This window comes from Yeosuana aromativorans (genome assembly GCF_014646655.1).
Lineage (GTDB): Bacteria > Bacteroidota > Bacteroidia > Flavobacteriales > Flavobacteriaceae > Yeosuana > Yeosuana aromativorans.
Window position 1 is genome coordinate 760,189 of sequence record NZ_BMNR01000001.1, and the last position, 22,872, is coordinate 783,060.

19 protein-coding genes are annotated in these 22,872 nt (G+C 36.7%); 3 read left to right on the forward strand and 16 right to left on the reverse strand.

The features are described 5' to 3' along the window. Positions 1-6: 6 nt before the first annotated feature. The gene (locus tag IEW94_RS03120; RefSeq protein WP_188649860.1) at positions 7-963 is read right to left on the reverse strand and encodes a M28 family metallopeptidase; all 957 of its coding nucleotides are present in this window, start codon (positions 961-963) and stop codon (positions 7-9) included. 115 nt (positions 964-1,078) lie between these two features. Here IEW94_RS03120 and IEW94_RS03125 point away from each other — a divergent pair, with 115 nt between their 5' ends. Together IEW94_RS03125 and IEW94_RS03130 are read left to right on the forward strand one after the other, a co-directional pair. Then, positions 1,079-3,226: a prolyl oligopeptidase family serine peptidase gene (locus tag IEW94_RS03125; protein ID WP_188649861.1), complete on the forward strand. Its 2,148-nt coding sequence runs from the start codon at positions 1,079-1,081 to the stop codon at positions 3,224-3,226. A 34-nt stretch (positions 3,227-3,260) separates the two neighbouring features. Next, positions 3,261-4,175 carry an ABC transporter ATP-binding protein gene (locus IEW94_RS03130; protein WP_188649864.1) on the forward strand — a complete coding sequence of 305 codons (915 nt, stop codon included), beginning with the start codon at positions 3,261-3,263 and terminating at the stop codon, positions 4,173-4,175. On the opposite strand, the gene IEW94_RS03135 is transcribed toward IEW94_RS03130, so the two are convergent. The 9 genes from IEW94_RS03135 to pdxA all read right to left on the reverse strand — a co-directional run bounded on the left by IEW94_RS03135 (position 4,168) and on the right by pdxA (position 11,604). After that, entirely contained in the window at positions 4,168-4,629 is a 462-nt protein-coding gene (locus tag IEW94_RS03135; RefSeq protein WP_229669426.1) for a GreA/GreB family elongation factor, read from the reverse strand. The genes IEW94_RS03130 and IEW94_RS03135 overlap by 8 nt on opposite strands. Further along, positions 4,626-5,318, reverse strand: coding sequence for a monofunctional biosynthetic peptidoglycan transglycosylase (mtgA, locus tag IEW94_RS03140; protein ID WP_188649866.1), 693 nt, complete (start codon positions 5,316-5,318; stop codon positions 4,626-4,628). The genes IEW94_RS03135 and mtgA overlap by 4 nt, the downstream gene beginning before the upstream one ends. Position 5,319: 1 nt before the next feature. Continuing rightward, complete coding sequence (locus IEW94_RS03145; RefSeq protein WP_188649868.1) at positions 5,320-6,435, reverse strand: NAD(P)/FAD-dependent oxidoreductase; 1,116 nt, start codon at positions 6,433-6,435, stop codon at positions 5,320-5,322. 174 nt (positions 6,436-6,609) lie between these two features. Beyond that, a complete protein-coding gene (accC, locus tag IEW94_RS03150; RefSeq protein WP_188649870.1) occupies positions 6,610-7,962 on the reverse strand; it encodes an acetyl-CoA carboxylase biotin carboxylase subunit in 1,353 nt (450 codons plus the stop codon). An 83-nt stretch (positions 7,963-8,045) separates the two neighbouring features. After that, positions 8,046-8,537, reverse strand: coding sequence for an acetyl-CoA carboxylase biotin carboxyl carrier protein (accB, locus tag IEW94_RS03155; RefSeq protein WP_188649872.1), 492 nt, complete (start codon positions 8,535-8,537; stop codon positions 8,046-8,048). Between the two features lie 11 nt (positions 8,538-8,548). Next, the gene (locus IEW94_RS03160; RefSeq protein WP_188649874.1) at positions 8,549-9,553 is read right to left on the reverse strand and encodes a beta-ketoacyl-ACP synthase III; all 1,005 of its coding nucleotides are present in this window, start codon (positions 9,551-9,553) and stop codon (positions 8,549-8,551) included. Between the two features lie 177 nt (positions 9,554-9,730). Then, complete coding sequence (rpmF, locus tag IEW94_RS03165; protein WP_188649876.1) at positions 9,731-9,934, reverse strand: 50S ribosomal protein L32; 204 nt, start codon at positions 9,932-9,934, stop codon at positions 9,731-9,733. A 9-nt stretch (positions 9,935-9,943) separates the two neighbouring features. Next, a complete protein-coding gene (locus IEW94_RS03170; protein ID WP_188649878.1) occupies positions 9,944-10,483 on the reverse strand; it encodes a YceD family protein in 540 nt (179 codons plus the stop codon). Positions 10,484-10,557: 74 nt separating this feature from the next. Further along, complete coding sequence (pdxA, locus tag IEW94_RS03175; protein ID WP_188649880.1) at positions 10,558-11,604, reverse strand: 4-hydroxythreonine-4-phosphate dehydrogenase PdxA; 1,047 nt, start codon at positions 11,602-11,604, stop codon at positions 10,558-10,560. 65 nt (positions 11,605-11,669) lie between these two features. Here pdxA and IEW94_RS03180 point away from each other — a divergent pair, with 65 nt between their 5' ends. Next, positions 11,670-12,269: a riboflavin synthase gene (locus tag IEW94_RS03180; protein WP_188649882.1), complete on the forward strand. Its 600-nt coding sequence runs from the start codon at positions 11,670-11,672 to the stop codon at positions 12,267-12,269. On the opposite strand, the gene IEW94_RS03185 is transcribed toward IEW94_RS03180, so the two are convergent. From IEW94_RS03185 to IEW94_RS03210, 6 genes are all read right to left on the reverse strand, one after another. Beyond that, the gene (locus IEW94_RS03185) at positions 12,270-12,458 is read right to left on the reverse strand and encodes an Fjoh_0651 family PID-CTERM protein (protein ID WP_188649884.1); all 189 of its coding nucleotides are present in this window, start codon (positions 12,456-12,458) and stop codon (positions 12,270-12,272) included. 342 nt (positions 12,459-12,800) lie between these two features. Beyond that, positions 12,801-17,564 carry a glycosyl hydrolase gene (locus IEW94_RS03190; protein WP_188649886.1) on the reverse strand — a complete coding sequence of 1,588 codons (4,764 nt, stop codon included), beginning with the start codon at positions 17,562-17,564 and terminating at the stop codon, positions 12,801-12,803. Between the two features lie 118 nt (positions 17,565-17,682). Next, entirely contained in the window at positions 17,683-19,221 is a 1,539-nt protein-coding gene (locus tag IEW94_RS03195) for a T9SS type A sorting domain-containing protein (RefSeq protein WP_188649888.1), read from the reverse strand. 362 nt (positions 19,222-19,583) lie between these two features. Further along, positions 19,584-20,522: a glycoside hydrolase family 17 protein gene (locus IEW94_RS03200; protein ID WP_188649889.1), complete on the reverse strand. Its 939-nt coding sequence runs from the start codon at positions 20,520-20,522 to the stop codon at positions 19,584-19,586. Positions 20,523-20,539: 17 nt separating this feature from the next. Beyond that, entirely contained in the window at positions 20,540-21,424 is an 885-nt protein-coding gene (locus IEW94_RS03205; protein WP_188649891.1) for a glycoside hydrolase family 17 protein, read from the reverse strand. After that, positions 21,414-22,871 (reverse strand): MFS transporter, encoded by a 1,458-nt coding sequence (locus tag IEW94_RS03210; RefSeq protein WP_188649893.1) that lies wholly within the window; start codon positions 22,869-22,871, stop codon positions 21,414-21,416. The genes IEW94_RS03205 and IEW94_RS03210 overlap by 11 nt, the downstream gene beginning before the upstream one ends. Position 22,872: the final 1 nt, after the last annotated feature.

Sequence of the window (22,872 nt, forward strand, 5' to 3'; positions counted from 1 at the left end):
TTTTTATCAATCCTGGTTAATAAAATGCATCTCATCGGTTGTTGAGGCCTTTTGTAAAATCGTTTGAAAAACATATTCACAAACTTGTTTCTCACCTTCTAGATTTATTAAATCCAAGGTGTCTTCGGGGGTATGATATTGTGGATGCCCGCCTGTGTGAATGCCCAAAACAGAGATTCCTTTTTTATAAAAAGACACATGGTCTGACCCGCCTACAGAGCCTGCATGAACCACTGGATTCAACCCTAATGATTTTCCTAAAGTGTTCATAAAATCCACACCCCCAGGAAAGGTTCCCGCGCCACCCATATATACTTGCTTTTCGGCATTTAACCTACCAACCATGTCCAAATTAACCATGAGCTTGATTTGGGAAAGTGGCACCGTTGGATGCTCAACAAAATACTGACTACCCAACAAGCCTTGTTCCTCGGCTCCAAAAGCAATAAATATTACACTACGCTTTAATTGTTCTCTTTTAGAAGCTAACTTTTCAGCAATTTCCAATAATGCTGATGTTCCGCTGGCATTGTCATCGGCACCGTGATACACAACACCACGTTTATCGGATTTAGACGAAGGGCCGCCAAGCCCTAAATGATCATAATGAGCTCCTAAAACAATATATTCTTGTTTTAAAACTGGATCATTCCCTTCAATAAAACCAACAACATTACAAGTTGTTACAATTGGCTTTTTTTCAATACCTTTATCTACACGCAACTCGGCTTTAAAGACTTGCTTGTAATTCCCGTTAAAAGGCTTAATCCCTAATCTTTTGAACTCATTTTTTATATACTTGACAACCCATCTGTTTTCTTTTCCTCCCGGATATCTTCCCGCATTTTTATCTGAAGTCAAAAATTGTATGTGTTCTTTTAGTTCTCTTTGTGTAATGTCTTCTTGTGAGAATGTATTTAAACATATCATGCTCAAAAGAAAAAATAATAATATCCTTTTCATGGATGCTTGTTTTATAAATTGATACTGTCAAATATAGAATAACTCTTTTTGAACGTAACAGTAAAGCTCAAATATTAACTGATTTTGCTTATTTTTGGTAGTAAAGATCATCACAATGAAAAAAATATTTTTATCCATCATTTTACTTGTTTTATTAATAAATTGCAAAAATGAACCAACAGAAAAAAAAGCGTTATCCGTGAATTATCCCACAACAAAAACCGTAGACACTGTTGATACTTATTTTGGTGTTGAAGTAAAAGATCCCTATAGATGGCTGGAGGACGACAGAAGTAGTGAAACCGAGGCGTGGGTAACTTCTGAAAACAAAACGACTTTTGACTATTTAGACAAAATCCCTTTTAGAAAAGAAATCAAAGACAGGCTTTCCAGCTTATGGAATTATGAAAAAATTGGAGCGCCATTCATTGAAGGTGATTATACCTATTTCTCAAAAAACGATGGTTTGCAAAACCAAAACGTTTATTATAGAAAGAAAAGTGATGGAGAAGCTGAGGTGTTTTTGGACCCCAATACCTTTTCTAAGGACGGCACGATATCACTTGGAGAATTAAGTTTTTCGAAAAACGGTGAAATTCTTGCCTATTCCATCTCCGAAGGCGGTAGTGATTGGCGAAAAGTAATCGTGATGGATGTTGAAACGAGAACCATTATTGAAGACACGCTTAATGATATTAAGTTTAGCCAAATTTCATGGTATAAAAATGAAGGTTTTTATTATTCAAGCTATGATAAACCAAATGGCAGTGAGCTATCGGCCAAAACAGACAGGCACAAAGTATATTATCACAAACTTGGGACTCCGCAAAAAGAAGATGTTTTGGTTTTTGGCGGTCAACCAGATGAAAAATACCGCTATATTTATGGGAATGTTACAGAAGATAATAAATATTTAATTATTACACCAAGGAACTCAACTACTGGAAACAAGCTGTACATTAAGGATTTAACGGTTCCAAACAGTAACCTAATACCCATATTGGACCATACAGATAGTGACACTTATGTATTGGAAAATGAGGGAGATAAATTATTTCTGGTCACAAATCTTAATGCACCAAATAAAAAAATTGTAACCGTTGATGCCTCAAATCCAACACCAGAAAATTGGGTAGATTTTATTCCAGAAACCGATAATGTTTTAACACCGACTAAAGGTGGTGGTTTTTTCTTTGCCAATTATATGGTTGATGTCATTTCACAGGTAAAACAATATGATTATAAAGGGAATCTTATAAGGGAAATTGAACTACCGGGGTTAGGCACTGCTAGTGGTTTTAGTGGTAAAAAAGAAGATTCGGTCGTTTATTATGCCTTTACCAATTACCATACACCAACCAGTATTTATTCATTAAATCCAAAAACAGGAGAAACTGCCTTGTATTGGAAACCTAAAATAGATTATGATAGTGATGCCTATGAAAGTGATCAGGTTTTTTATAATTCTAAAGACGGCACAAAAATCCCTATGATAATTACTTATAAAAAAGGGTTGGTTCGCAATGGTAAAAACCCTACTATTTTATATGGTTATGGTGGATTCAATATTAGTTTAACTCCTGCTTTTAGTATTTCCAATGCCGTTTGGATGGAACAAGGCGGTATTTTGGCTGTTCCTAATCTTCGTGGCGGCGGTGAATACGGTCGTGCCTGGCATAATGCCGGAATCAAAATGCAAAAACAGAATGTCTTTGACGATTTTATAGGAGCTGGCAAGTATTTAATTGCTAACCATTACACATCACGTGATTATCTAGCTATTAGAGGAGGGTCCAATGGTGGATTATTGGTAGGTGCTACCATGACGCAACGTCCTGATTTAGCTAAAGTAGCACTGCCAGCCGTGGGAGTTTTAGACATGCTGCGTTACCACACCTTTACAGCTGGAGCTGGTTGGGCTTATGATTATGGTACAGCTGAAGATAGCAAAGAGATGTTTGAGTATCTTAAAGGGTATTCGCCTGTTCATAATGTAAAAGAAGGTGTTGAATACCCTGCCACATTGATTACAACAGGAGATCATGACGACCGTGTGGTACCAGCGCATAGTTTTAAATTTGCTGCCGAATTACAACAAAAACAAACCGGAACAACCCCCATATTAATTAGAATAGAAACCAATGCCGGCCATGGAGCTGGAACACCAATCAGTAAAATCATTGAACAATATGCCGATATTTTTGCGTTTACCTTGTTTAATATGGGATTTAATAGTTTGCCAAATGAAAAAATAAAGACATAATGTAAAAAGACCTTAATTATGGTATTTTTGCATCATGCTACAGGTAAAAAACATGACGTTTGGCTATCAAGACAAACCCATTATAGAGAACATAAGTTTTAAAGCAGACAGAGGGGAACATCTTTCCATTATTGGCGAAAGTGGTTCTGGCAAGAGTACACTCTTAAAACTAGTGTATGGAACCTATGATTTGGACGAAGGTCAAATATTTTGGGGAGAACATAAGATTTTAGGCCCCAAATACAATCTAATCATTGACCCTGAATACATGAAATATGTTGCTCAAGAATTTGATTTGATGCCCTTTACCTCGGTGGCTGAAAATATTGGTGAATTTCTTTCAAACTTTTATCCTGAAGAAAAACAACAGCGTATTGCTGAACTTTTAAAAGTTGTTGAACTGGAAGCTTTTGCCAAAACCAAGGTTAAACTATTAAGTGGTGGACAAAAGCAACGTGTGGCATTGGCCAGGGCGTTAGCCAAACAACCAGAAATCATATTGCTTGATGAGCCATTTAGCCATATCGATAATTTTAAAAAACAGTCACTCAGAAGAAGCCTTTTTAAATACTTGAAGGATAAACAGATTACCTGTATTGTAGCCACTCATGACCAAGAAGATGTCATTTCGTTTTCAGATAATATGATGGTGTTACACAATGCGCGGATTTTAGCTTACGGAAGTCCAAAAGATTTATACAATAATCCTAAAGATAAATTGGTAGCCTCCTTTTTCGGTGAATTTAATTTGATGAAAAATCTCGGTATTGTGTATGCCAATCAGTTAAAAGTCGTGCCTAAATCAACCATCGAAGCAACCGTTAAAAAATCATATTTTAAAGGACATTATTACTTAATTGAGGCCACAGTAAATGAAGATACCGTATTTTTTGAACACGACACTGCTTTACAAAAGGGATTAAACGTGTTCCTAAAAGTCATCAAATAACCTGTTCTATTTTAAATTTTTGATTTCTAAAATCAACTATATCTCCAACCTGTTTTGAAATTAGCATTTGCCCAATTGGTGACAGTTGTGAAATGGCATAAAATTTTTGGTCTTTAAATGTGAGTTCGCCTGCTGAAATAGCAATAAAATAATTCACGCTTGAAGTAAACACCACACTGCCCAAACCTATTTTTTCATGGCTTTTTGAGATATCGATTTTTGCCAGTATTTCCTGTAGTTTTTGGATTTCCACTAATTGATTTCCAGCTTTTTCACCTTCCAACTGAAGCATGGCTCGTCCTGTTTCATGCTTATCGCCGGCTGTGCTTTTTGTTTCTGAAAGCAAACTCTCTTGAACTTCCTCAATTACTTTTTGAACGTTGCCCAGTCTTGCTTCAACATATTCCAAACATTGTTGAAATAAATTTTTCTTGATTTCCAATTGAGCGTTCATTTTTTAGTATCATAATCAAGCGGTCCATAAAACCCCATTTGTCTTACAATCCAGTTCTTTCTTCCTTCAATATAATTTGTGGCCGGATTGGCCCGATATCTTAAAGGATTTGGTAAAATGGCAGCAAGAGCGGCGGCCTCATTCCTATTTAATTTTATGGCTGATTTTTTAAACCAAAATTTGGAGGCTGCTTCTGCTCCGTAAACACCATTTCCCATTTCAATACTGTTCAAATACACTTCCATGATACGCTCTTTGGACCAAATTAATTCTATTAAAAATGTGAAATACACTTCAAGCCCTTTACGGAACCAACTGCGTTGTGGCCATAAAAACACATTTTTGGCAGTTTGTTGGCTAATGGTGCTGGCGCCTTTTATACGTCTTCCTTTTTGGTTGTTATCCATTGCTTTTTGAATGGCCTTAAAATCAAAACCATGATGGTTTAAGAAATTTTGATCTTCACTGCAAATAACGGCCAGTTGCAGGTTTTTGGAAATCTTATCAATAGAGACCCAGTCGTGTTTTAAAACCAATGGTTTATTGTTTTGGTATTGCTCAACATTTCTGATTAACATTAATGGGGTAATAGGCACAGGAATCCACCTGAACAAAACAACCAAAACAATAGAAAATATCACTAACCACAGTAGTACTTTAACTATAAATTTGAAGAATTTCTTTATCATATCAATCCGTTATCTGTGCTAATTCCTTACCAATTGTTGACCCAATGGCTACGCCTATGCCACCCAGTCTCACACCACAAAACACATGATTGCTTATTTGTTTTACTATGGCTTTCTTTTGATTGCCAACGCCCATAATACCACTCCAACGGTGCTCAATTTCAAAAGGTGTTGTTGGTAAAATGGTGTCTTTTAAAATAGTTTCCAAGCTATTTTGAATTAAAGTTGTTTGCGAAAATGCCGTGGTTTCCTCACCCTTAAAATCCAAATTACGGCCACCACCAAACAAAATCCTGTCATCAATGTTTCTAAAATAATAATACCCTCTATCTAAATGAAAGGTGCCTTTTATACGTAAGTTCTTAATTGGTTTGGTTATTAAAACCTGCGCTCTGGCAGGTTTAACAGGTTCGTTGATTAATTGTGATGCAAACCCGTTGGTTGCAACGAGCAATTTTGATGTGGAAAATTCCAAAAGATTTGTTTTTACAGAAATAGAGCTATTGGATTCCTGATAGCTTTCTACTGATATATTGTTCAATATTTTGATGTCTTTGCTCTGCACTTTTTGCAGCAAGGCTTCCATCATCTTGCCCGTATCAATTTGTCCTTCAAACGGATTGAACACGTAGTGCTCGTTGATATTCTTAAACTGAAAACAGTTTCCCTTAATGCTAAAAACATCTGCCTTAAAAATGGGTTTCAGCAAGGAGTTAATTGCCTCTCGTTTTGATAAACAGGTTTCATAAAGGACATCATCATCTTTGGAAAACAATTCATAGCCACCATATTGCAAATAATCTATGGTTCTGTCACCAAGATTTTTTCGTAAAAGCTGCAGACCTTCCACCCGTTTTTGCACCAAATTGAGTACCTCGGCTTCTGAATGCGCTTTTAAATCATCCAATATTTCACTGAGGCTGCCAAAACAAGCAAATCCGGCATTTTTTGTACTGGCACCTTGCGGTAAGGTTCCTTTTTCCAACACCAATATCTTTGCTTTTGGGTAACGTTCCCTTAAATGCAATGCGCAGCTTAAACCAACTATACCGCTACCAACGATAGTAAAGTCAATGTTGGTAAACCATGATTTTATTTCCCAATAAGATAGGTTCAATGTTGTTGCTTTTAATTACTGAAATGTACTAAATTTTTGTGTTAAGGATGGCAGCGGCATCCTTTTTTAGTGTGCTAAAAAAGATATAGCGAACAGCCTGACTTTTGCTTTTTATGGAAAAGCAAAAGGAACACCATAAAAAAACTCCGAAATAATTTTCGGAGTTTAGTATGTTTATTCTTCTGTTTCTGGTTGCATGACAAAGTCTTCCATAAACTTGGTGGTATAATTACCGGCTAAATAATCTGGGTGCTCCATAAGTTGTCTATGAAACGGAATGGTTGTTTTTATCCCTTCAATAACAAACTCGTCCAAAGCACGTTTCATTTTATTGATGGCCTCTTCGCGCGTTTGTGCCGTGGTAATTAACTTGGCAATCATGGAATCGTAATTCGGCGGAATGGTATAGCCAGCATATACATGCGTGTCTAAACGAACCCCGTGGCCACCTGGCGCATGCAATACGGTTATTTTACCTGGTGATGGCCTAAAGCCATTAAACGGGTCTTCCGCATTGATTCTACACTCTATGGCATGAAGCTTAGGCGTGTAATTTTTTCCTGAAATTGGCACACCTGCGGCTACCAATATTTGTTCACGTATCAAGTCAAAATCAATAACCTGTTCGGTAATAGGGTGCTCAACCTGAATACGCGTATTCATTTCCATGAAATAAAAATTACGGTGTTTATCTACCAAGAATTCAATGGTTCCGGCACCTTCATATTTAATATATTCAGCTGCTTTTACAGCGGCTTCTCCCATTTTGTTACGAAGTGCAGTTGTCATAAACGGAGACGGCACTTCTTCTGTTAACTTTTGATGACGGCGTTGAATGGAACAATCGCGTTCTGATAAATGACAGGCTTTTCCTGTGGAATCCCCTACAACTTGAATTTCAATATGTCTGGGCTCTTCAATAAGTTTCTCCATGTACATATCATCATTCCCAAATGCCGCTTTACTTTCTTGTCTGGCCGATTCCCAAGCTTCTTTTAGTTTTTCTGGTTTCCAAACGGCACGCATTCCTTTTCCACCTCCTCCAGCGGAGGCTTTAAGCATAACTGGATAACCGGTTTCCTTTGCTATTTTTTCACATTCTTCAAAAGACTCAATAATGCCATCACTTCCTGGAACACAAGGAACACCGGCTGCTTTCATGGTGGCTTTCGCATTGGCTTTATCACCCATTCTGTCAATCATTTCTGGGGATGCACCAATGAATTTAATACCATGTTCGCCACAGATTTTAGAGAACTTGGCATTTTCTGATAAGAATCCGTATCCTGGGTGAATGGCATCTGCATTGGTGATTTCTGCAGCTGCAATGATATTTGACATTTTTAAGTACGAGTCTGTACTTGACGGTGGGCCAATGCAAACTGCTTCATCAGCAAATTTAACGTGTAAACTTTCGGCATCTGCTGTTGAATAGATGGCAACCGTTTTAATTCCCATTTCTTTACAGGTTCTAATAACACGCAGTGCTATTTCTCCTCTGTTGGCAATTAATATTTTTTTAAACATAACTTTAATTTTAAAAATTCAATTCCAAGCACCAAATTCCAACAATTGGATTTAGGGATTTGTGTATTGGAATTTTTAATGGGTTATGACGGATCTACTAAAAATAGTGGCTGATCGAATTCTACAGGAGACGCATCGTCAACTAATATCTTGACTACTTTTCCTGAAACCTCAGATTCTATTTCGTTGAATAGTTTCATAGCTTCTATGATACAAAGTACATCGCCTTCGGCAATGGTTTGACCAACTTCAACAAACAATGGTTTATCTGGTGATGGTTTTCTGTAGAAAGTACCAATGATTGGTGATTTTATGGTTATGTATTTTGAATCATCTTCAGATTTTGCAACTGGTGCGGCTGGTGCTGGTGTTTCAGATGCTTGAGGAGCAGTTTCTTTGGACATGACAACTGGGCTTTGTGCCACAGGTGCTTCTGAGATGTATCGTACTTGAGTAGTATCTGATTCTGATACGGTTTTAATGGTGATTTTTATGTCTTCCATTTCGAGTTTAACCTCGCTTGCTCCAGATTTGGCAACAAACTTAATTAAGTTTTGAATCTCTTTTAAATCCATAATATAGTTTTTTAGTTAGTAGAATGCGTATATGCCCACTTCAAGTAGATTGACCCCCAAGTAAATCCACCACCAAAGGCTGCAAAAATTAGATTATCTCCTTTTTTGAGTTGTGATTCGTAATCGTTTAATAATAACGGCAAAGTTGCTGAAGTCGTATTTCCATATTTATGGATGTTCATCATGACTTTTTCTGACTCAAGACCCATTCTGCTTGCCGTAGCATCAATAATACGTTTATTGGCTTGATGTGCCACTAGCCAAGCCACATCTTCTTTTGTCAGGTTGTTTCGCTGCAACATTTCTGAGGAAACGTCTGCCATTCTTGACACCGCATTTTTAAAAACGGTTTTTCCGTCTTGAAAAATATATTGCTTTCCTTCTTCAACGGCTTCTGGTGTAATGGGATATGATGATCCGCCATACGTGGCTTGCAGAAATTCTCTACCTGATCCGTCACTTCTCAAATACTCGTCTTGTAATCCAAGATTTTCTGTAGTTGGCTCAAACAACACAGCTCCGGCTCCATCTCCAAAAATAATACAGGTTGCTCTATCCTTATAATTAATCATTGAAGAGTTTTTGTCAGCTCCAATTAAAAGAACATTTTTGTATTTACCGGACTCAATATATCGTGCAGCAACAGACATGCCATATAAAAAACTTGAACAAGCGGCTTCCAAATCAAAAGCAAACGCATTGACAGCGCCAATATTTGTTGCCGTGAATGCAGCTGTGGCAGCGGCTTTCATATCTGGTGTGGCAGTAGCAACAATTACCAGTTCAATATCTTTGGGGTCTATTCCTTTTTTGTTTATTAGATCTTGAGCGGCTTTAATGGCTAAATAAGAAGTGCCTTTGCCAACGTCTTTAAGAATTCTACGTTCTTTGATTCCGGTACGGGTAGTAATCCATTCATCATTAGTGTCAACCATGGTCTCAAGAATTTGATTGGTTAACACATATTCCGGTACATAAGCACCTACAGCTGTAATGGCTGCTGATATTTTACTCATAACTTTATCGTTAATTCGACCAAAATTCGTAAAAAATGACCAAAATTTTCAAAAATTTGTTCAAATTACTAATTTTTGTCTAATATTACGCAAATTAAGTTGTTTTTGGCTCTTAGAAAAACTTATCATAAAAAAAACGCTCACATGTGAGCGCTTTGTTATTAAAGTTTAACCTTTTTAAGCTACGTTTTCTATTGCTTCAGAATTATCAATCAACACTTGACCTCGGTAATATAATTTACCTTCGTGCCAGTGAGCTCTATGGTACAAGTGAGCTTCTCCTGTTGTAGGACATGTTGCAATTGTTGGCGCAGTTGCTTTATAATGGGTTCTTCTTTTATCTCTTCTAGTTTTCGAGATTTTTCTCTTAGGATGTGCCATTTTCTATCGTTATTTATCCGTTAATAGTTTTTTTAAAGTATTCCAGCGAGGGTCTATGTCCTCATTTTTCTTTTTTTCGTCATCAAGTTCTGGGCTTAACTCCTTTAATTTTTCAAGTATGTCTGAACTCAACGTTCCGTCTTCAACTCCTGGATGAATGCGTTTTATAGGAACTGCCAACACAATTAATTCATAAATATATTGTTGAATATTGACTTCATAAGCTCCATGCGGAAGAATAAGAATATCTATGTTTTCATCATTATATTCATCTCCAAAGTTAACCACCAAATCAAATTCATTATTTATAACTTGATCGTAAGGTTCATTGGTAACATCACAATTGATGTTGACGGTTCCTGAAATTGTAAAATGCAATTCCAGTAACGTTGTGTTTTTAACCAGTTCAACATCTACATTAATGTTGGAGTTGTTAAAATCCTCATACTCAAAATACTCAAAGAACGCTTGCTCAATTTTAAAATTAAAGTGATGAGTCCCCAGTTTTAATCCAACAAATGGAATTGTAAACTCTTTTAATGGCTTCATCGTCACTTCTAATTTGAGCCTGCAAATATATAAATTTTTAATTTATGCCACAGCACTTATTTACATTTTTTTGCTTATCTCTGTTTTTCTGTTTGCTTTAATGGGTTTTGTGTAAGCAACTCATAATCAGACCTGTTTTTAAATATTTGCAATGCAGTAAATACGGCCTCTTTAAATGAACTCTCATCAGCAGTTCCTTTGCCAGCAATTTCATAGGCTGTGCCGTGGTCTGGCGAAGTTCTTATCTTGTTTAAACCCGCAGTGAAATTAACACCTTGCCCAAATGACAGTGTTTTAAATGGTATCAATCCTTGGTCATGATAGGAGGCAATGATGGCGTCAAAATTTTTGTAATTATTTGAGCCAAAAAAACTATCGGCAGCATAAGGTCCATAGACCAATTTACCCTCATCTTTAATTTTTTTAAGCGTAGGCCGCATAATATCATCATCTTCATTGCCAATAACACCATTATCGCCATTGTGTGGATTGATGCCCAAAACGGCTATTTTGGGCCTGTTTATTTTAAAGTCTTGTTGAAGTGTTTTGTAAACCGTGTTGATTTTTTTTTCGATTAAATCAGCTGAAATTTTTATGGCTACGTCTTTAACCGGCACATGGTCTGTAAGCAATCCAACCCTTAAGTTTTCAGCAACCATGAGCATTAAACTTTCGCCTTCAAGTTCTTGGGCAAGATAATCAGTATGTCCTGGAAACTTAAACTCCTTAGACTGAATATTGTGCTTATTAATAGGGGCTGTTACCAATACGTCTATTTCATTGTCTTTAAGCGCCTTTGTTGCTGCTTGTAACGACTTGATGGCATATTCCCCAATTTTAAGATCTTCCTTCCCAAAATCAATGGTAACAGGTTCTTTCCAGCAATTTAGAACATTGACCCTGCCAAAAGTTAACTGATTTAAATGGTTAATATCATTAAAATTGATGGTAGAGTTGAAGTGGTTTTTTAAAAACGCCATGACTTTTGATGAGGCAAAAATAACCGGTGTACAAAAGTCTAAAATCCTAGAGTCTTCAAATGTTTTTAAAACAATCTCACCACCTATACCGTTTAAGTCGCCTATAGATATCCCAACAACTATATTTTCTGATTTCTTCATTAAGAATGATAACTTTTGTTCGTAATTTTGTTACTGCAAATTTAACCAAATAAACAGATAATAATATGTTTACAGGAATAATTGAAGATATGGGTGTGGTTACCAATTTAAAACACGATTTAAACAACCTTCATATTTCAATAAAAAGCCAGTTAGCACCAGAACTTAAAGTTGACCAAAGCGTTGCCCATAATGGCGTTTGCTTAACAGTGGTTGACATTAATAACGACGAGTATACAGTAACAGCCATACAAGAAACCTTGGACAAATCAAACCTTGGAACGCTAAAAGTAAGTGACAAAGTCAATTTAGAACGAGCCATGAAGCTAGGTGATAGACTTGATGGGCATATTGTACAAGGTCATGTAGACCAAACCGCAACGTGCACCAACATTGAAGAAGCCAATGGTAGTTGGGTGTTTACATTTTCTTATGATTCGAAATTAAACAATATTACCATTGAAAAAGGGTCTATCACCGTAAACGGAACCAGCCTTACAGTAGTCAATTCAAAAAAAGACACGTTTAGTGTGGCCATTATACCATATACCTACAATCACACCAATTTTTGTGATTTTAAGAAAGGTACTGTGGTGAATTTAGAATTTGATGTGTTGGGAAAATATGTCGCGAAACTTATTGACTTGAATTTGTTAACCAAATAACTACTTACTGCTTAACAATTTTTTACTGCCATACAACAAGGCAACACAAGCACCAATTATTACTCCTCCGTCTATAGGAAACCCTGGTGGTGGTGGTGGCCCAGGCGGAGGTGGTGTTTGAGCTGAGCATACAAAACTTATTAATACAAATAAGATTGAGGCAAATATTCTTTTATTTTGTACAGTCATTGTTTGGCAAAAGTATTAAAAAAAATGAATGAACAATGATTTTGAGCGTTTTTTCTTTCAAAAAAAATCTTTGAAGCGCTCAAAAATATCGATGAAGCGCATTTTGCTGTCGTAAAAACCATATATTTTGAATCTTTAACGCGCTTTTATACTTAAAAGTATTGTATTTGAAAAATATGTATCCCTCAAATTTTTCATTCACCCAACAAATATATAGAATTTAAAATGAATTATAAATTGCTATTCAACTAATATAACAGTTTTTTAATGTATTGATTTATAAAAGAAAAGCGTGTGATTAAACCTCACACGCTTGATAGTAAAAAAGCAAAAAAACTAAACTCAATTTTTAAGCAGTTTTAAAGTGCCAACTCCGCTATCTGTAATTACTTTAGCGAAGTATAATCCAGATTTCAAATTAGCTCCGTTTATCTTAACCGCGCTAGTATTAGGTTGGAATGATAACACGTTTTTACCCAAAATATCAAACACCTGAATAGATGTTATGTTTATGTTTTTGGTTTTAAGTGTCCACATTTCTTGGGTTGGATTTGGAAAAACTTTAACTAAGTCCAAATCTAAATCACTTAACCCTAATGCTGAACAATTATCTCCTACCGTATAAGAAAAATATTTGGTGACAGCCAATCCACCTGCAAAAGCAAATTTGCAAGCGTAACTTAAATTTGTTCCAAGCACTTGATTTGGTATTGTTACAGAAAATATTTTACCCGAAACGTTGGTCATTGGGGTTTCCCCAAACGGACTTTCTTTCCACAGATATGCTATAACACCAGACTTGTTGTCAAGCAATTCAAATGTAAACGTAACGTTGTTTTCTGATGTTGAAAACTCATAGTTGTATCCTATATCAAAAGAACCTTGTTGAGCCTCTATGGATGTTCCGGAACAGCTTGAATTTGAACTTGTCAAAGTTGTTGCCTGAAGAGCGATAGGGTTATTATTAGCCAAGTTCCCAGCTGCATCACTTGCTGAAACATTAAAGGTATAAAGCGTACTAGGTGTTAATCCATTTATTATTTGTGATTTTTGAATTCCTGAATTCCCACTTGCAATTATAGTAGAGCTTCCGTAGTTAATTGTATATGTAACCGAGCCAGAATCATCGGACCCATTTAATAGCAGCTCAACCGATGTCGCTTTTATATTACCTACTGTTGCCGTAAAATTTGTTGGAGACTGAATGTCGTTAGTCGTATTACAATCATTGCCAACAACATAACTGACATACCTTGTTGCAGAAAGACCTCCAGCATAGGCAAATTTACAAGCATAACTAATGGTTTGTCCAGGTGTTTGACCGCTTAATGTCTTGGTAAAAATATTTCCTGTAACTTGATTCATTATAGATTCACTAAAAGGCGATTCCTGCCACAAGTAAGCAACCACTCCAGATTTATCTGTGTCTAACAATTCAAAGGTTACAATTACGTCTGTACCAACAGTTTCAAAAGTACTTGTATAACCAACTGAAAATGATCCTTGTTGTGCAACAGAGGATGTCTCGGCGCATAATTTTACTTGTTGTACCGTTATATTGATTGAAGAAGAAATCATACTTCCTGAGTTGTCATCTATGGCTTTTGCTGTCAACACATGATCGCCCAAACTTGCTCCAGACCAAACAAAGGAATATGGCTGGGTACTGTCTTCCCCTATTTTAGTGGCTCCATCATAAAATTCAACCAAAGTAACGGTACCGTCCAGATCACTGGCAGACGCTGTAAGTGTTATGTCTTCTCCTTCCTTAAAGGAAGCATTGTTTGTAGGAGTGTTCAATGAGACCGTTGGATTTGTGTTTCCAGTAGCTGTCACAATAATCAATACATCACTTGTTGAAAAATAAACCCCGTCATCAACCGTTAGTTTTACTTTATAAATGCCTTCTTCAAGATTAGAAACAGTTGGTGAAACTGCCGTTTGATCTGAAAACATGATTGTTGAAGGTCCATAAATTTGTTCCCAATTGTAATTTAAGGTTGGCGTATCAGCATCGGTACTTAAAGAGCCATCAAGCGAGGCCGTTGTAGTGGGTAAAATAACCGAAACATTATTACCAGCATTGGCTACTGGCGGACTGTAACTTAATGGACTTGCATAAGTAAACGTTAGTTTTCCTAAATTAAATTCACCGCTTGAAAAAGACAGCCTTAGTACTTGTTTTCCTTTGTTCAATTCAATATTATTAATGGTTGCAGTTGCCCACGTAGACCAATTAGTTGTACTTGTAGAATTGACTAAAATGTCCGAACTGATTGGGATTCCATCAATTTCAAGATGAAAAGGGCCACCTCCGGCAGCATTACCAGATGCATACCTAAAAGAGAGATCATAATTTCCAGCCGTTTGAACATCAATGGTATATTCTAGCCATTCGCCAGCAGAAATCCAACCAACATAAGTACCTTCATTGGTGTCTGTTGCAGCATCTACATATTCATCTGTTCTAAAATCACCCTCATTAACTTGTGAAACATCAACATAGGCAATGCCTTGGCCAACTCCACCTTGAAATTTATCATAATACCCTGGCTCTATAATACCTGGAATTGAAATAGGTGTTCCTGAATACGGTACTTGCTCCCCTACTTGAACTTTGACAATATTGGTAACACTAAATTGTGCGCCTTTATAAACCTTAGCATACATTCCATGCACACCAAGTTCTAAATTTGTTGCCTTTAATTGATACGGACTTGACACATCATCTCCCAACAATGTTGTTCCATCAAAAAATTCAACCTTGGTAATACCAGTGCCTGATGTGGCCACACTCAAATTAACACTTCCGTTAGGAAATGCCTGTTTAAAATCAGATGATAATACCCCAGAAACGTCAACATCTTTACTGGTTGCCATTTTGTGAGCCGGAACGTCTAAAGTAAAACCATCGGAGAATGTAACTGTAATTGGGCTATCAGAATAATTATGCGCTACGTAGGTAATATCACCGTTTTTGTTGAACACAGCTGCAATGGGATAGTTGGCTGTAATGGATGCTTCAACCGTTCCCAAGGTATTCATGGCGTGCAGCCAATGATAGGTTTGGGCGTCTGATATGCCAAACTTCATGATTCTGTTTGGATATGCATCATACATATCAATAGCTGTCTGAGGATCTATAAAAGACAAATATTTCCAAAAGGTATCATGCCATAAATTAGGGTTCGTACTTGATGTACTTTGTATTTCTGTATAGGTTTTTAGTTCATTCCAAATTTTCTGTACATAGGCTTTGTTTTGCCCTAAATATAAAGATCCGCCATGTATAGGGTACATTTCAATACCATAAGAGGCCGTAATATCACCCGTCCAAAATGTGCCGTTGTCATAGGAGTTGCCCCATACCCTGGAAACCATACCATACTGTTGTGTGGGTTTAAAATTGCGCTCATTCATATCAAACCAATATTCCTCAATAGCCGTTTGCTCTGTTGTATATAGGTAAATACCCAAATCACGAATTTCATTATTTCCTGTTATGGTTCCCCAATGGATTAAGGCAGAATTGAACTGCATGCTTTCTGAGGTTGATTCTTGGTTATTGCCCTGCGGAAAGGAGGCAAACCCATCGGCCCAACAATGTCCAGCATACGGACTAAAATTTCTTAAAAAGGGGAATTTATCATCATTCCTGTTTGAAGACGCTGCGTCCCTGACCAATAAATTGACCATGCCACCCCATTGGTTTGCCCAACCAGGTTCAAATTGCTCCATAAATGCAGCCGCATGGATAAAGTAGCCCCAATGAAAATGATGGTCATTAATGCTACTATCTTGTCCATATCCTCCTGGATAGCCTAACATGGTAGACCAGATACTATTATAGTAAAATAAAAAAGCAACCTCACCTGACTGATATGTTAACCAATTTTCCAAGCGTTCTTTAATGGTCGCAATTATTTTATCCCTTGCTTCTATGTTTCCTGTTTGGTCAGCTATTCTTGCCGTTTGTATCAATCGGTTCATGGATTGTCCCTCATTGTAGGTATCTGTCCAGGTGGCAAGACCATCATTTTCAACTTGGGAGATTTTATTTTCAAGTTCTGATGGGTCAAAACCTGGGCTGTAGTTAGCCAAATATGGTAGGGTAGGTAAAATGCCTTTAAACGTGTTTTCTACGCTAAAGGTATTGCCTTCCAAAGTTTTTAATTCACCTCTGGCTGTACTATAGCTATATTTATCAGGAATTGCCGAACTTGGAGCCAAGTGACTCCACTGGTGTGGCAATAATCCTAATAACATATTGGTGTTTGTGCCTTCTTTTACATCTGTTGAAACGGTAAATGTGGTTGAAACTTTTGAGCTGCTCTCAGTATAATTCCAAGTAGCAGTAGTGTTGGTTGGAAATACGTAAGCATATTTTTTATATTCTGTGGCTACGGTTGTTATGTTGGGAGCTGTTAATGGCAACATGGCCATGGACCAGTAGTTTTTATTGTTTAACGTTGAGGTGTACACATTACCGTTTTGTACCCAGTTGCTTCCAACTGGGGCATAAAACACAAAATTGCCACCATTTCTGGCGTTCTCAACTATTAACATCTCATTTAATATGGTAACCGTTCCTAAATTGACTTGAATTTGAGCTACATCACTGCTCCCTTTTTCAAAATAAATAAAGGGCATCCCTATGCCAGAGGTTGCGTTCATATTATGAGTTCCATCATTCCAGTTCATGGTAACAGTCCAATCTGAATAATCTGAAACGGTTGTATTGGTAACACTCATACCAGTTGTGCCCACTAAAATAGGTTCTTGATCATCGATAACACCCCAAGGGATGTATGTAACAACCAAACCATTGTTTGTGGTTTTTAAGGTCATGGGGTAATTAAACAAGTTACTTGCTTGATTCTCTTTTATTAAACTTGACCACCAGTCGTTGGTAGGAACGGGTTTACCCACAGCATTACCACTTAATTGTGGTGACCCAGATGGATAGGAATTCCTTCCTGCACTATCGGTTCCCGGGAATGTTGTTGTATAACTACCACTCCCCACAACTGTTTGGGCTTGAGTGATTGTACTAAAGCTTATGACTGATATAATTACAAGTTTAAGTAAAAATGAATTGCGTTTCATGAAAATTATGTTTAGTGTAGCTTATTATTTGATTTTATGGGCATAAAAAAAGGAGTGACTTAAACTTAATTACATCACTCCTTTTAAATTATTTAAATATTACAATTGAATACTTTTTCTATTCTTTCACCAATTTTAGGGTACTTGCCCCGTTAGCGGTGCTTATTTTTGCAAAATATAATCCAGATCTTAAATTAGCGCCATTTATTTTAGCCTCACTGGTGTTGGGTCGTAATGATAACACATTTTTACCAAGGATATCAAATACTTGAATAGATGTCATCTTGATGTTTTTAGTACTAACCGTCCAGTTGTCTTTGGCTGGGTTTGGATGTACTTTAAGACCAGCTATGGCAAAATCTTTTATCCCTAATGCTTGATCCTTACTAAAATATACATTATCAAAATACAACGTTCCATTACCATCAAACTTCCATTGGAAAATATCAGTTAAATCATAAGAATAAGTTCCAGTATCGTAGTTTGCAAAATGTGATAAAGGTATGAATACACTTTTCCATTCACCTTGTACTATTGTTTCATCTCCACCAGTTGTTGCGAAGGCATAACGTGGTTCTGCTGCATTTCCTCCAGGAATTCCTGCAGTAGCATCTATTAGATAAAAGTTGAATGCTGTTGATGTTGTTGCATAATAATCTAAATGCACATAATTATACTTAGGAACCCCAGCAGATTCTTCAACAGTTAAATCTACAGCATCCCATTGGGCACCATAATATGTTAAATCTTGTAATTTTCCCGATAGATTACTATTGGATTCAATATCAACAGTAGTATAAGTACCTGCACCATTAAAAGCTAGAAAATTAAAATTTGTAACTGTATTTGTTGGATACGTTTCACTGAAAATTGACAGAACCTGACTTTCAGGTAATGTTGGTGCTGGAGCCGAAACAGTAGGATCTGTTATAGTTGTACAAGGAGCACAAAATGTACCACCACAATCTACTCCAGTTTCATCGCCATTCTTGATACCATCTGAGCATGTTGGTGCTGGACCAGCAGTTAATGTGATTTTAATATTATCATAAAACAAGTGTGCGGAAGAAGTACCTGCACCCCCAGTTGTAGCAGATAACTGTAACGTTACTCCTCCACTTACATCTGGCCCCAAAGTTGTAGTAAAAGAAAAACTTTTCCAAACATTAGGATCAACATCTAAGGCTAAAGGACCGCCTCCTAATATCTCAGATTTTGATACACCTCCTCCACTTAGCTCAGAGAATAGCTCTGCAAAAGCTACGCCACCATCAACTGTTGTGCCACGTGCATCAAATGTTACTGTAACATCTTGATTAGCTACTGCAGTTCCAACTCCCACGTTAGCATCTTTTATTAAACTTGCCGATGCTGGCACAGTGTTGTTTAATTCAGCGCAATATGTTCCCACAGAAGGATTAGTTGTAATTATATTTTGTGTACCACTAATAAATTGTGTCCATCCTGTAAAATCACCAGTTTCAAAGCCTCCATTTACTGCAATATCTGTTTGACTGTTCATAACGCCAACATTAAACAATAAAGCAAAACAAAAAATAAATGTGCTGTTTAATTTGTTTATCCAAGAAAGTTTGTTGAGATATAATCCTAAAGAGTTAAAATAACTCGTAGTAAAAGAATGTAATTTTTTTTTCATAATCCTGTGTTTTTAGTTAATTAATAAATATTTGAGTTTGAGTTTTTTTAAAGATATGCCTTGTTCTCTTAATAATATACAAAAAATGCCCATACAAAAAACATACAAAACAAAAAATCAATGCTTTTGTTGCGGTTTTAACATTCCTTGTCTTTAAATTTGTATTTCGTCGGGTCAGGTTGCATTTAATCGTGTTTTGTTAAAGTGTTATTTGTTTTCTTTTTATTTGACAATTAACACTTTACGCCTTTTGTTGTGGTAATGTATAGGTGGCTTTAGCATCCATTTTTTATCAAAACCACTATCGTTAAATAAAAAGTGTCATTTTTTTAACACAGACACCTTAATTTATGCCTTGGCAATTATTGTTTTAGACTATAATACTTTTTGCTCATCACTAATTTTGGTGTTCTGTCGACTTTGAATAGTCCCCAATGTTTTTCGGGTTCCAGTGGTTCAGGAGATCCTTTCCACGGTTCATCAAATGCTTCAAAAACAAAGGTGAGTATCTGTTCTTGTGTTGTCCATTCCATCAAATCATTATAATATACTTCTTGATTTTCTTCACTTACATTTGATGGATGAATGCCACGTCCGTTAGAATTGGTTGCCCAACCTGCCTCTGTAATAAGTACAGGCTTGTTGGGATACTTTTTTTGGACTGCATAAAAATTATCCTTTGTATATTCTAGTGCATCATGAATATGTTTGTATTCCCAAACAGGATAGGTATGTATTGAGATAAAATTCACTTCGTGGGCAAGGGCCTTCAGTTTATCCAGCCAAGGCACATAATTTTCACAAAAAGTAACAGGTTGTTTTGCGCCTTTTTTTATCATTTTCACATAATTGATCACGCTTTTTACGGGCACATAATGGTCTGTCCAGTCAACACATGCCTCATTTCCAGCAGACAAAGAAAATATTATATCTGGGTATTGATTGGCTAGTTTAATTAACTTTTCTATTTGTTTTATGTTTGTGGTTTTGTTATTCTCCAACTGTTCTTCAGAATATGTAACACCCCAGGGACAGCCAAAATTATTCATCTCTGCAACAATATAGGCGCCAAGCATGACCTTAAAATCAAGATGCTCTTTTTCTATAACATTCAGCACCGTTTCTGAATGCTTATCACAGTCATATAACCTAAGATATTTCCAGTTTTTTTGTAAAATCAGGAGGTCTTCCTTTACCTCATCATAGCTTGGATAGATACCTCCAGGACTTTGGCCTTCTCTAAATCCTGAATAACAAATAGCGTTAGCAAATGGTATGTTTAGTGTTTTGGGTTTACTCATATAATCAGTTATGGATTTTAAAATTTTAGCTTTTCATCTTTGTCCCACAATCCCCAATAAGCGCCTACATCACCTTCGGCACCAACCTTCCAGGACTCATCAAATGACGAAAAATAAAACATTTCTATATCATCTTCCTCAGACCATTTTTGTGCGTTCACAAAGTATCTTAATGCATTTTCATGCGACGGTATAGCACCATGTAATCCTTCTCCTTGGCTTGGCCATCCTGTTTCTGAGATAATAACTTTTTTGCCATTTCCTGCGCTGCGTGCCTGATTGTACATATCTTTCATATAAACCAGTGAATATTCATTGCTACAACCTTCCCAATACGGATAGCAATTTGCCAAGATAACGTCACAAGCTTCGGTGATTTTTGGTCGATGTGAAAACTCATAATACGCATCAACATACCCCATTGGAACATCAGGAATTTCCTTTTTTACGCGATACATAAAGTCTAATAGTTCATCTTCTGTTAAATCTTTACGGTACATGACTTCATTACCCACAGCGGCAATATCAACAAAACCTGCTTTGGCCAAATCAATCAACCCTTGTATTTCTCTTTCGTTAATATCCGGATCATTCCCCAGCCAAGCGCCAACCAATGTTTTTATTCCATATTCATGTGCAATACGCGGAATCATTTCATTACCATCAGTGCATGAAAAAGAACGAATCCATTTGGTATATGGTTGAATAATTTTCATACGCCTTCTTATTTGTTCCTCCGTTAATTGGTCCCCTGGATTTTGCCCTTCAACATACGGGCTAAAGCACAGACCGTGCATACCGTTTTTAAGTACGGTACTGAAAAGGGATTTAAGTTCTGCATCAGATTTATTGGCAAAATCTATCCCTGTTAATGCTTTTATTTTACCTGCTCTAATTGACATCTTTTTTTGGTTTTAAGTTATAACTCAATCTTTTTTCTTCTAATTGCTTTTTAATTTCCCTTGCCCGTTCTTCGGTAATATTATAATTCCACATAACCCAAACTGCCAATAGAGCTGTAACGGAAGGGATTATAATATCGGCTAAACGCAATTTGGTTATTGTGTCTACTGATTGTATGGCTATCTCTTCGTTAAATCCTACCAAACTTAAAACGGCTCCGCCTATGGCAAGTGCCAAAGCTTGTCCTAGTTTAACCATCCACCAATAAACAGCTCCAAAAGTGCCTTCTTTTCTTGGGATTCCATTTCTCAATTCATCTAAATCACAAACATCAGCTGTCATGGACATCATTAAAGTGAACAACCCACCAATACCAAAAGACATTAAGGGAATAGGAATTAATATTAGCCATGGGTTGGTAGGGTTAAATGCCCACCATTTCATGATATATCCAACAATGGAAATAAACGTAGCAATGATAAAAGCGCGCCGTTTACCCCAATTTGATGCAATCCATGATATAATAGGAATTACCAAAAAGGCGGTTACCACTGCGCTGATGGTGGAAAACCAAGCTGGCCATTGACCGGCATCTGCATTACTGCCTTTAAACATATAATACACAATGATGAAATAACTGAAAGAGGCTACTGTTTGAAAACCATTAAACACCAAAAAAGTGGCTCCACACAACCTCATAAACGGATTGTTTTTTGAAATTTCCTTAATCCCTTTTATCAATGATTTGAGATTTGAACCAAGTTCCTTAAAAGACAAATTAGATCTTGATTCTAAGTTTGTTTGATTGATTTCCCTGCAAAAAATAGCTGGCAGAATTCCTAATACAATACATGTGGCCCCTACTAATATTGATAGGCTGCGAACACCTTCTGCCTCCGTTGGATAAATTTCCGGACGAGCAATAAGATACCAGAACCAAGGCACTATCATCCAAGCCAATTGTCCAACTATTTGAGAGGATGCCATTAAACGTGTGCGCTCATTATAGTCAGTTGTCATCTCATATCCCAATCCAATTAAAGGTGTTGAGAAAATAGTGTTTCCAATGAAAAACAACAAAGCGAAAATCAGGAAATAATAAAAATTATACATTTCTGAATTTTCTGGATTGAGTTGCCAAAGAATCATAAATAAGATACCACTCAGTATGGCTCCAATGAAAATATATGGCTTTCTTCTACCCCATCGTGATACCGTATTATCTGAAATATAACCCATAATAGGATCTGTTAAGGCATCCATAAACCTGGGAATAGCCGCCAGTAATCCTGCCAAAAAAGGGTTCATCCCAAATGCTGTGACAAGAAAATACATAAATACGCCCAATGCAGCAGGCAATAAATTATTTACTAAATTTCCAGCTCCAAAAGCAATTTTCTGCACTACTGGAACAATATCCTCTGGTGGTGTTTTGTAATGTTTCATC

What these genes read in the sequence shown, in the direction of transcription:
- IEW94_RS03125 (WP_188649861.1), top strand. Translation starts at nt 1,079, where the DNA reads ATGAAAAAAATATTTTTATCCATCATTTTACTTGTTTTATTAATAAAT.
- IEW94_RS03210 (WP_188649893.1), bottom strand. Translation starts at nt 22,871, where the DNA reads ATGAAACATTACAAAACACCACCAGAGGATATTGTTCCAGTAGTGCAG.
- IEW94_RS03190 (WP_188649886.1), bottom strand. Translation starts at nt 17,564, where the DNA reads ATGAAACGCAATTCATTTTTACTTAAACTTGTAATTATATCAGTCATA.
- accC (WP_188649870.1), bottom strand. Translation starts at nt 7,962, where the DNA reads ATGTTTAAAAAAATATTAATTGCCAACAGAGGAGAAATAGCACTGCGT.
- IEW94_RS03160 (WP_188649874.1), bottom strand. Translation starts at nt 9,553, where the DNA reads ATGAGTAAAATATCAGCAGCCATTACAGCTGTAGGTGCTTATGTACCG.
- IEW94_RS03120 (WP_188649860.1), bottom strand. Translation starts at nt 963, where the DNA reads ATGAAAAGGATATTATTATTTTTTCTTTTGAGCATGATATGTTTAAAT.
- rpmF (WP_188649876.1), bottom strand. Translation starts at nt 9,934, where the DNA reads ATGGCACATCCTAAGAGAAAAATCTCGAAAACTAGAAGAGATAAAAGA.
- IEW94_RS03180 (WP_188649882.1), top strand. Translation starts at nt 11,670, where the DNA reads ATGTTTACAGGAATAATTGAAGATATGGGTGTGGTTACCAATTTAAAA.
- IEW94_RS03135 (WP_229669426.1), bottom strand. Translation starts at nt 4,629, where the DNA reads ATGAACGCTCAATTGGAAATCAAGAAAAATTTATTTCAACAATGTTTG.
- IEW94_RS03185 (WP_188649884.1), bottom strand. Translation starts at nt 12,458, where the DNA reads ATGACTGTACAAAATAAAAGAATATTTGCCTCAATCTTATTTGTATTA.
- IEW94_RS03200 (WP_188649889.1), bottom strand. Translation starts at nt 20,522, where the DNA reads ATGAGTAAACCCAAAACACTAAACATACCATTTGCTAACGCTATTTGT.
- IEW94_RS03170 (WP_188649878.1), bottom strand. Translation starts at nt 10,483, where the DNA reads ATGAAGCCATTAAAAGAGTTTACAATTCCATTTGTTGGATTAAAACTG.
- IEW94_RS03195 (WP_188649888.1), bottom strand. Translation starts at nt 19,221, where the DNA reads ATGAAAAAAAAATTACATTCTTTTACTACGAGTTATTTTAACTCTTTA.
- mtgA (WP_188649866.1), bottom strand. Translation starts at nt 5,318, where the DNA reads ATGATAAAGAAATTCTTCAAATTTATAGTTAAAGTACTACTGTGGTTA.
- pdxA (WP_188649880.1), bottom strand. Translation starts at nt 11,604, where the DNA reads ATGAAGAAATCAGAAAATATAGTTGTTGGGATATCTATAGGCGACTTA.
- IEW94_RS03205 (WP_188649891.1), bottom strand. Translation starts at nt 21,424, where the DNA reads ATGTCAATTAGAGCAGGTAAAATAAAAGCATTAACAGGGATAGATTTT.
- IEW94_RS03130 (WP_188649864.1), top strand. Translation starts at nt 3,261, where the DNA reads ATGCTACAGGTAAAAAACATGACGTTTGGCTATCAAGACAAACCCATT.
- accB (WP_188649872.1), bottom strand. Translation starts at nt 8,537, where the DNA reads ATGGATTTAAAAGAGATTCAAAACTTAATTAAGTTTGTTGCCAAATCT.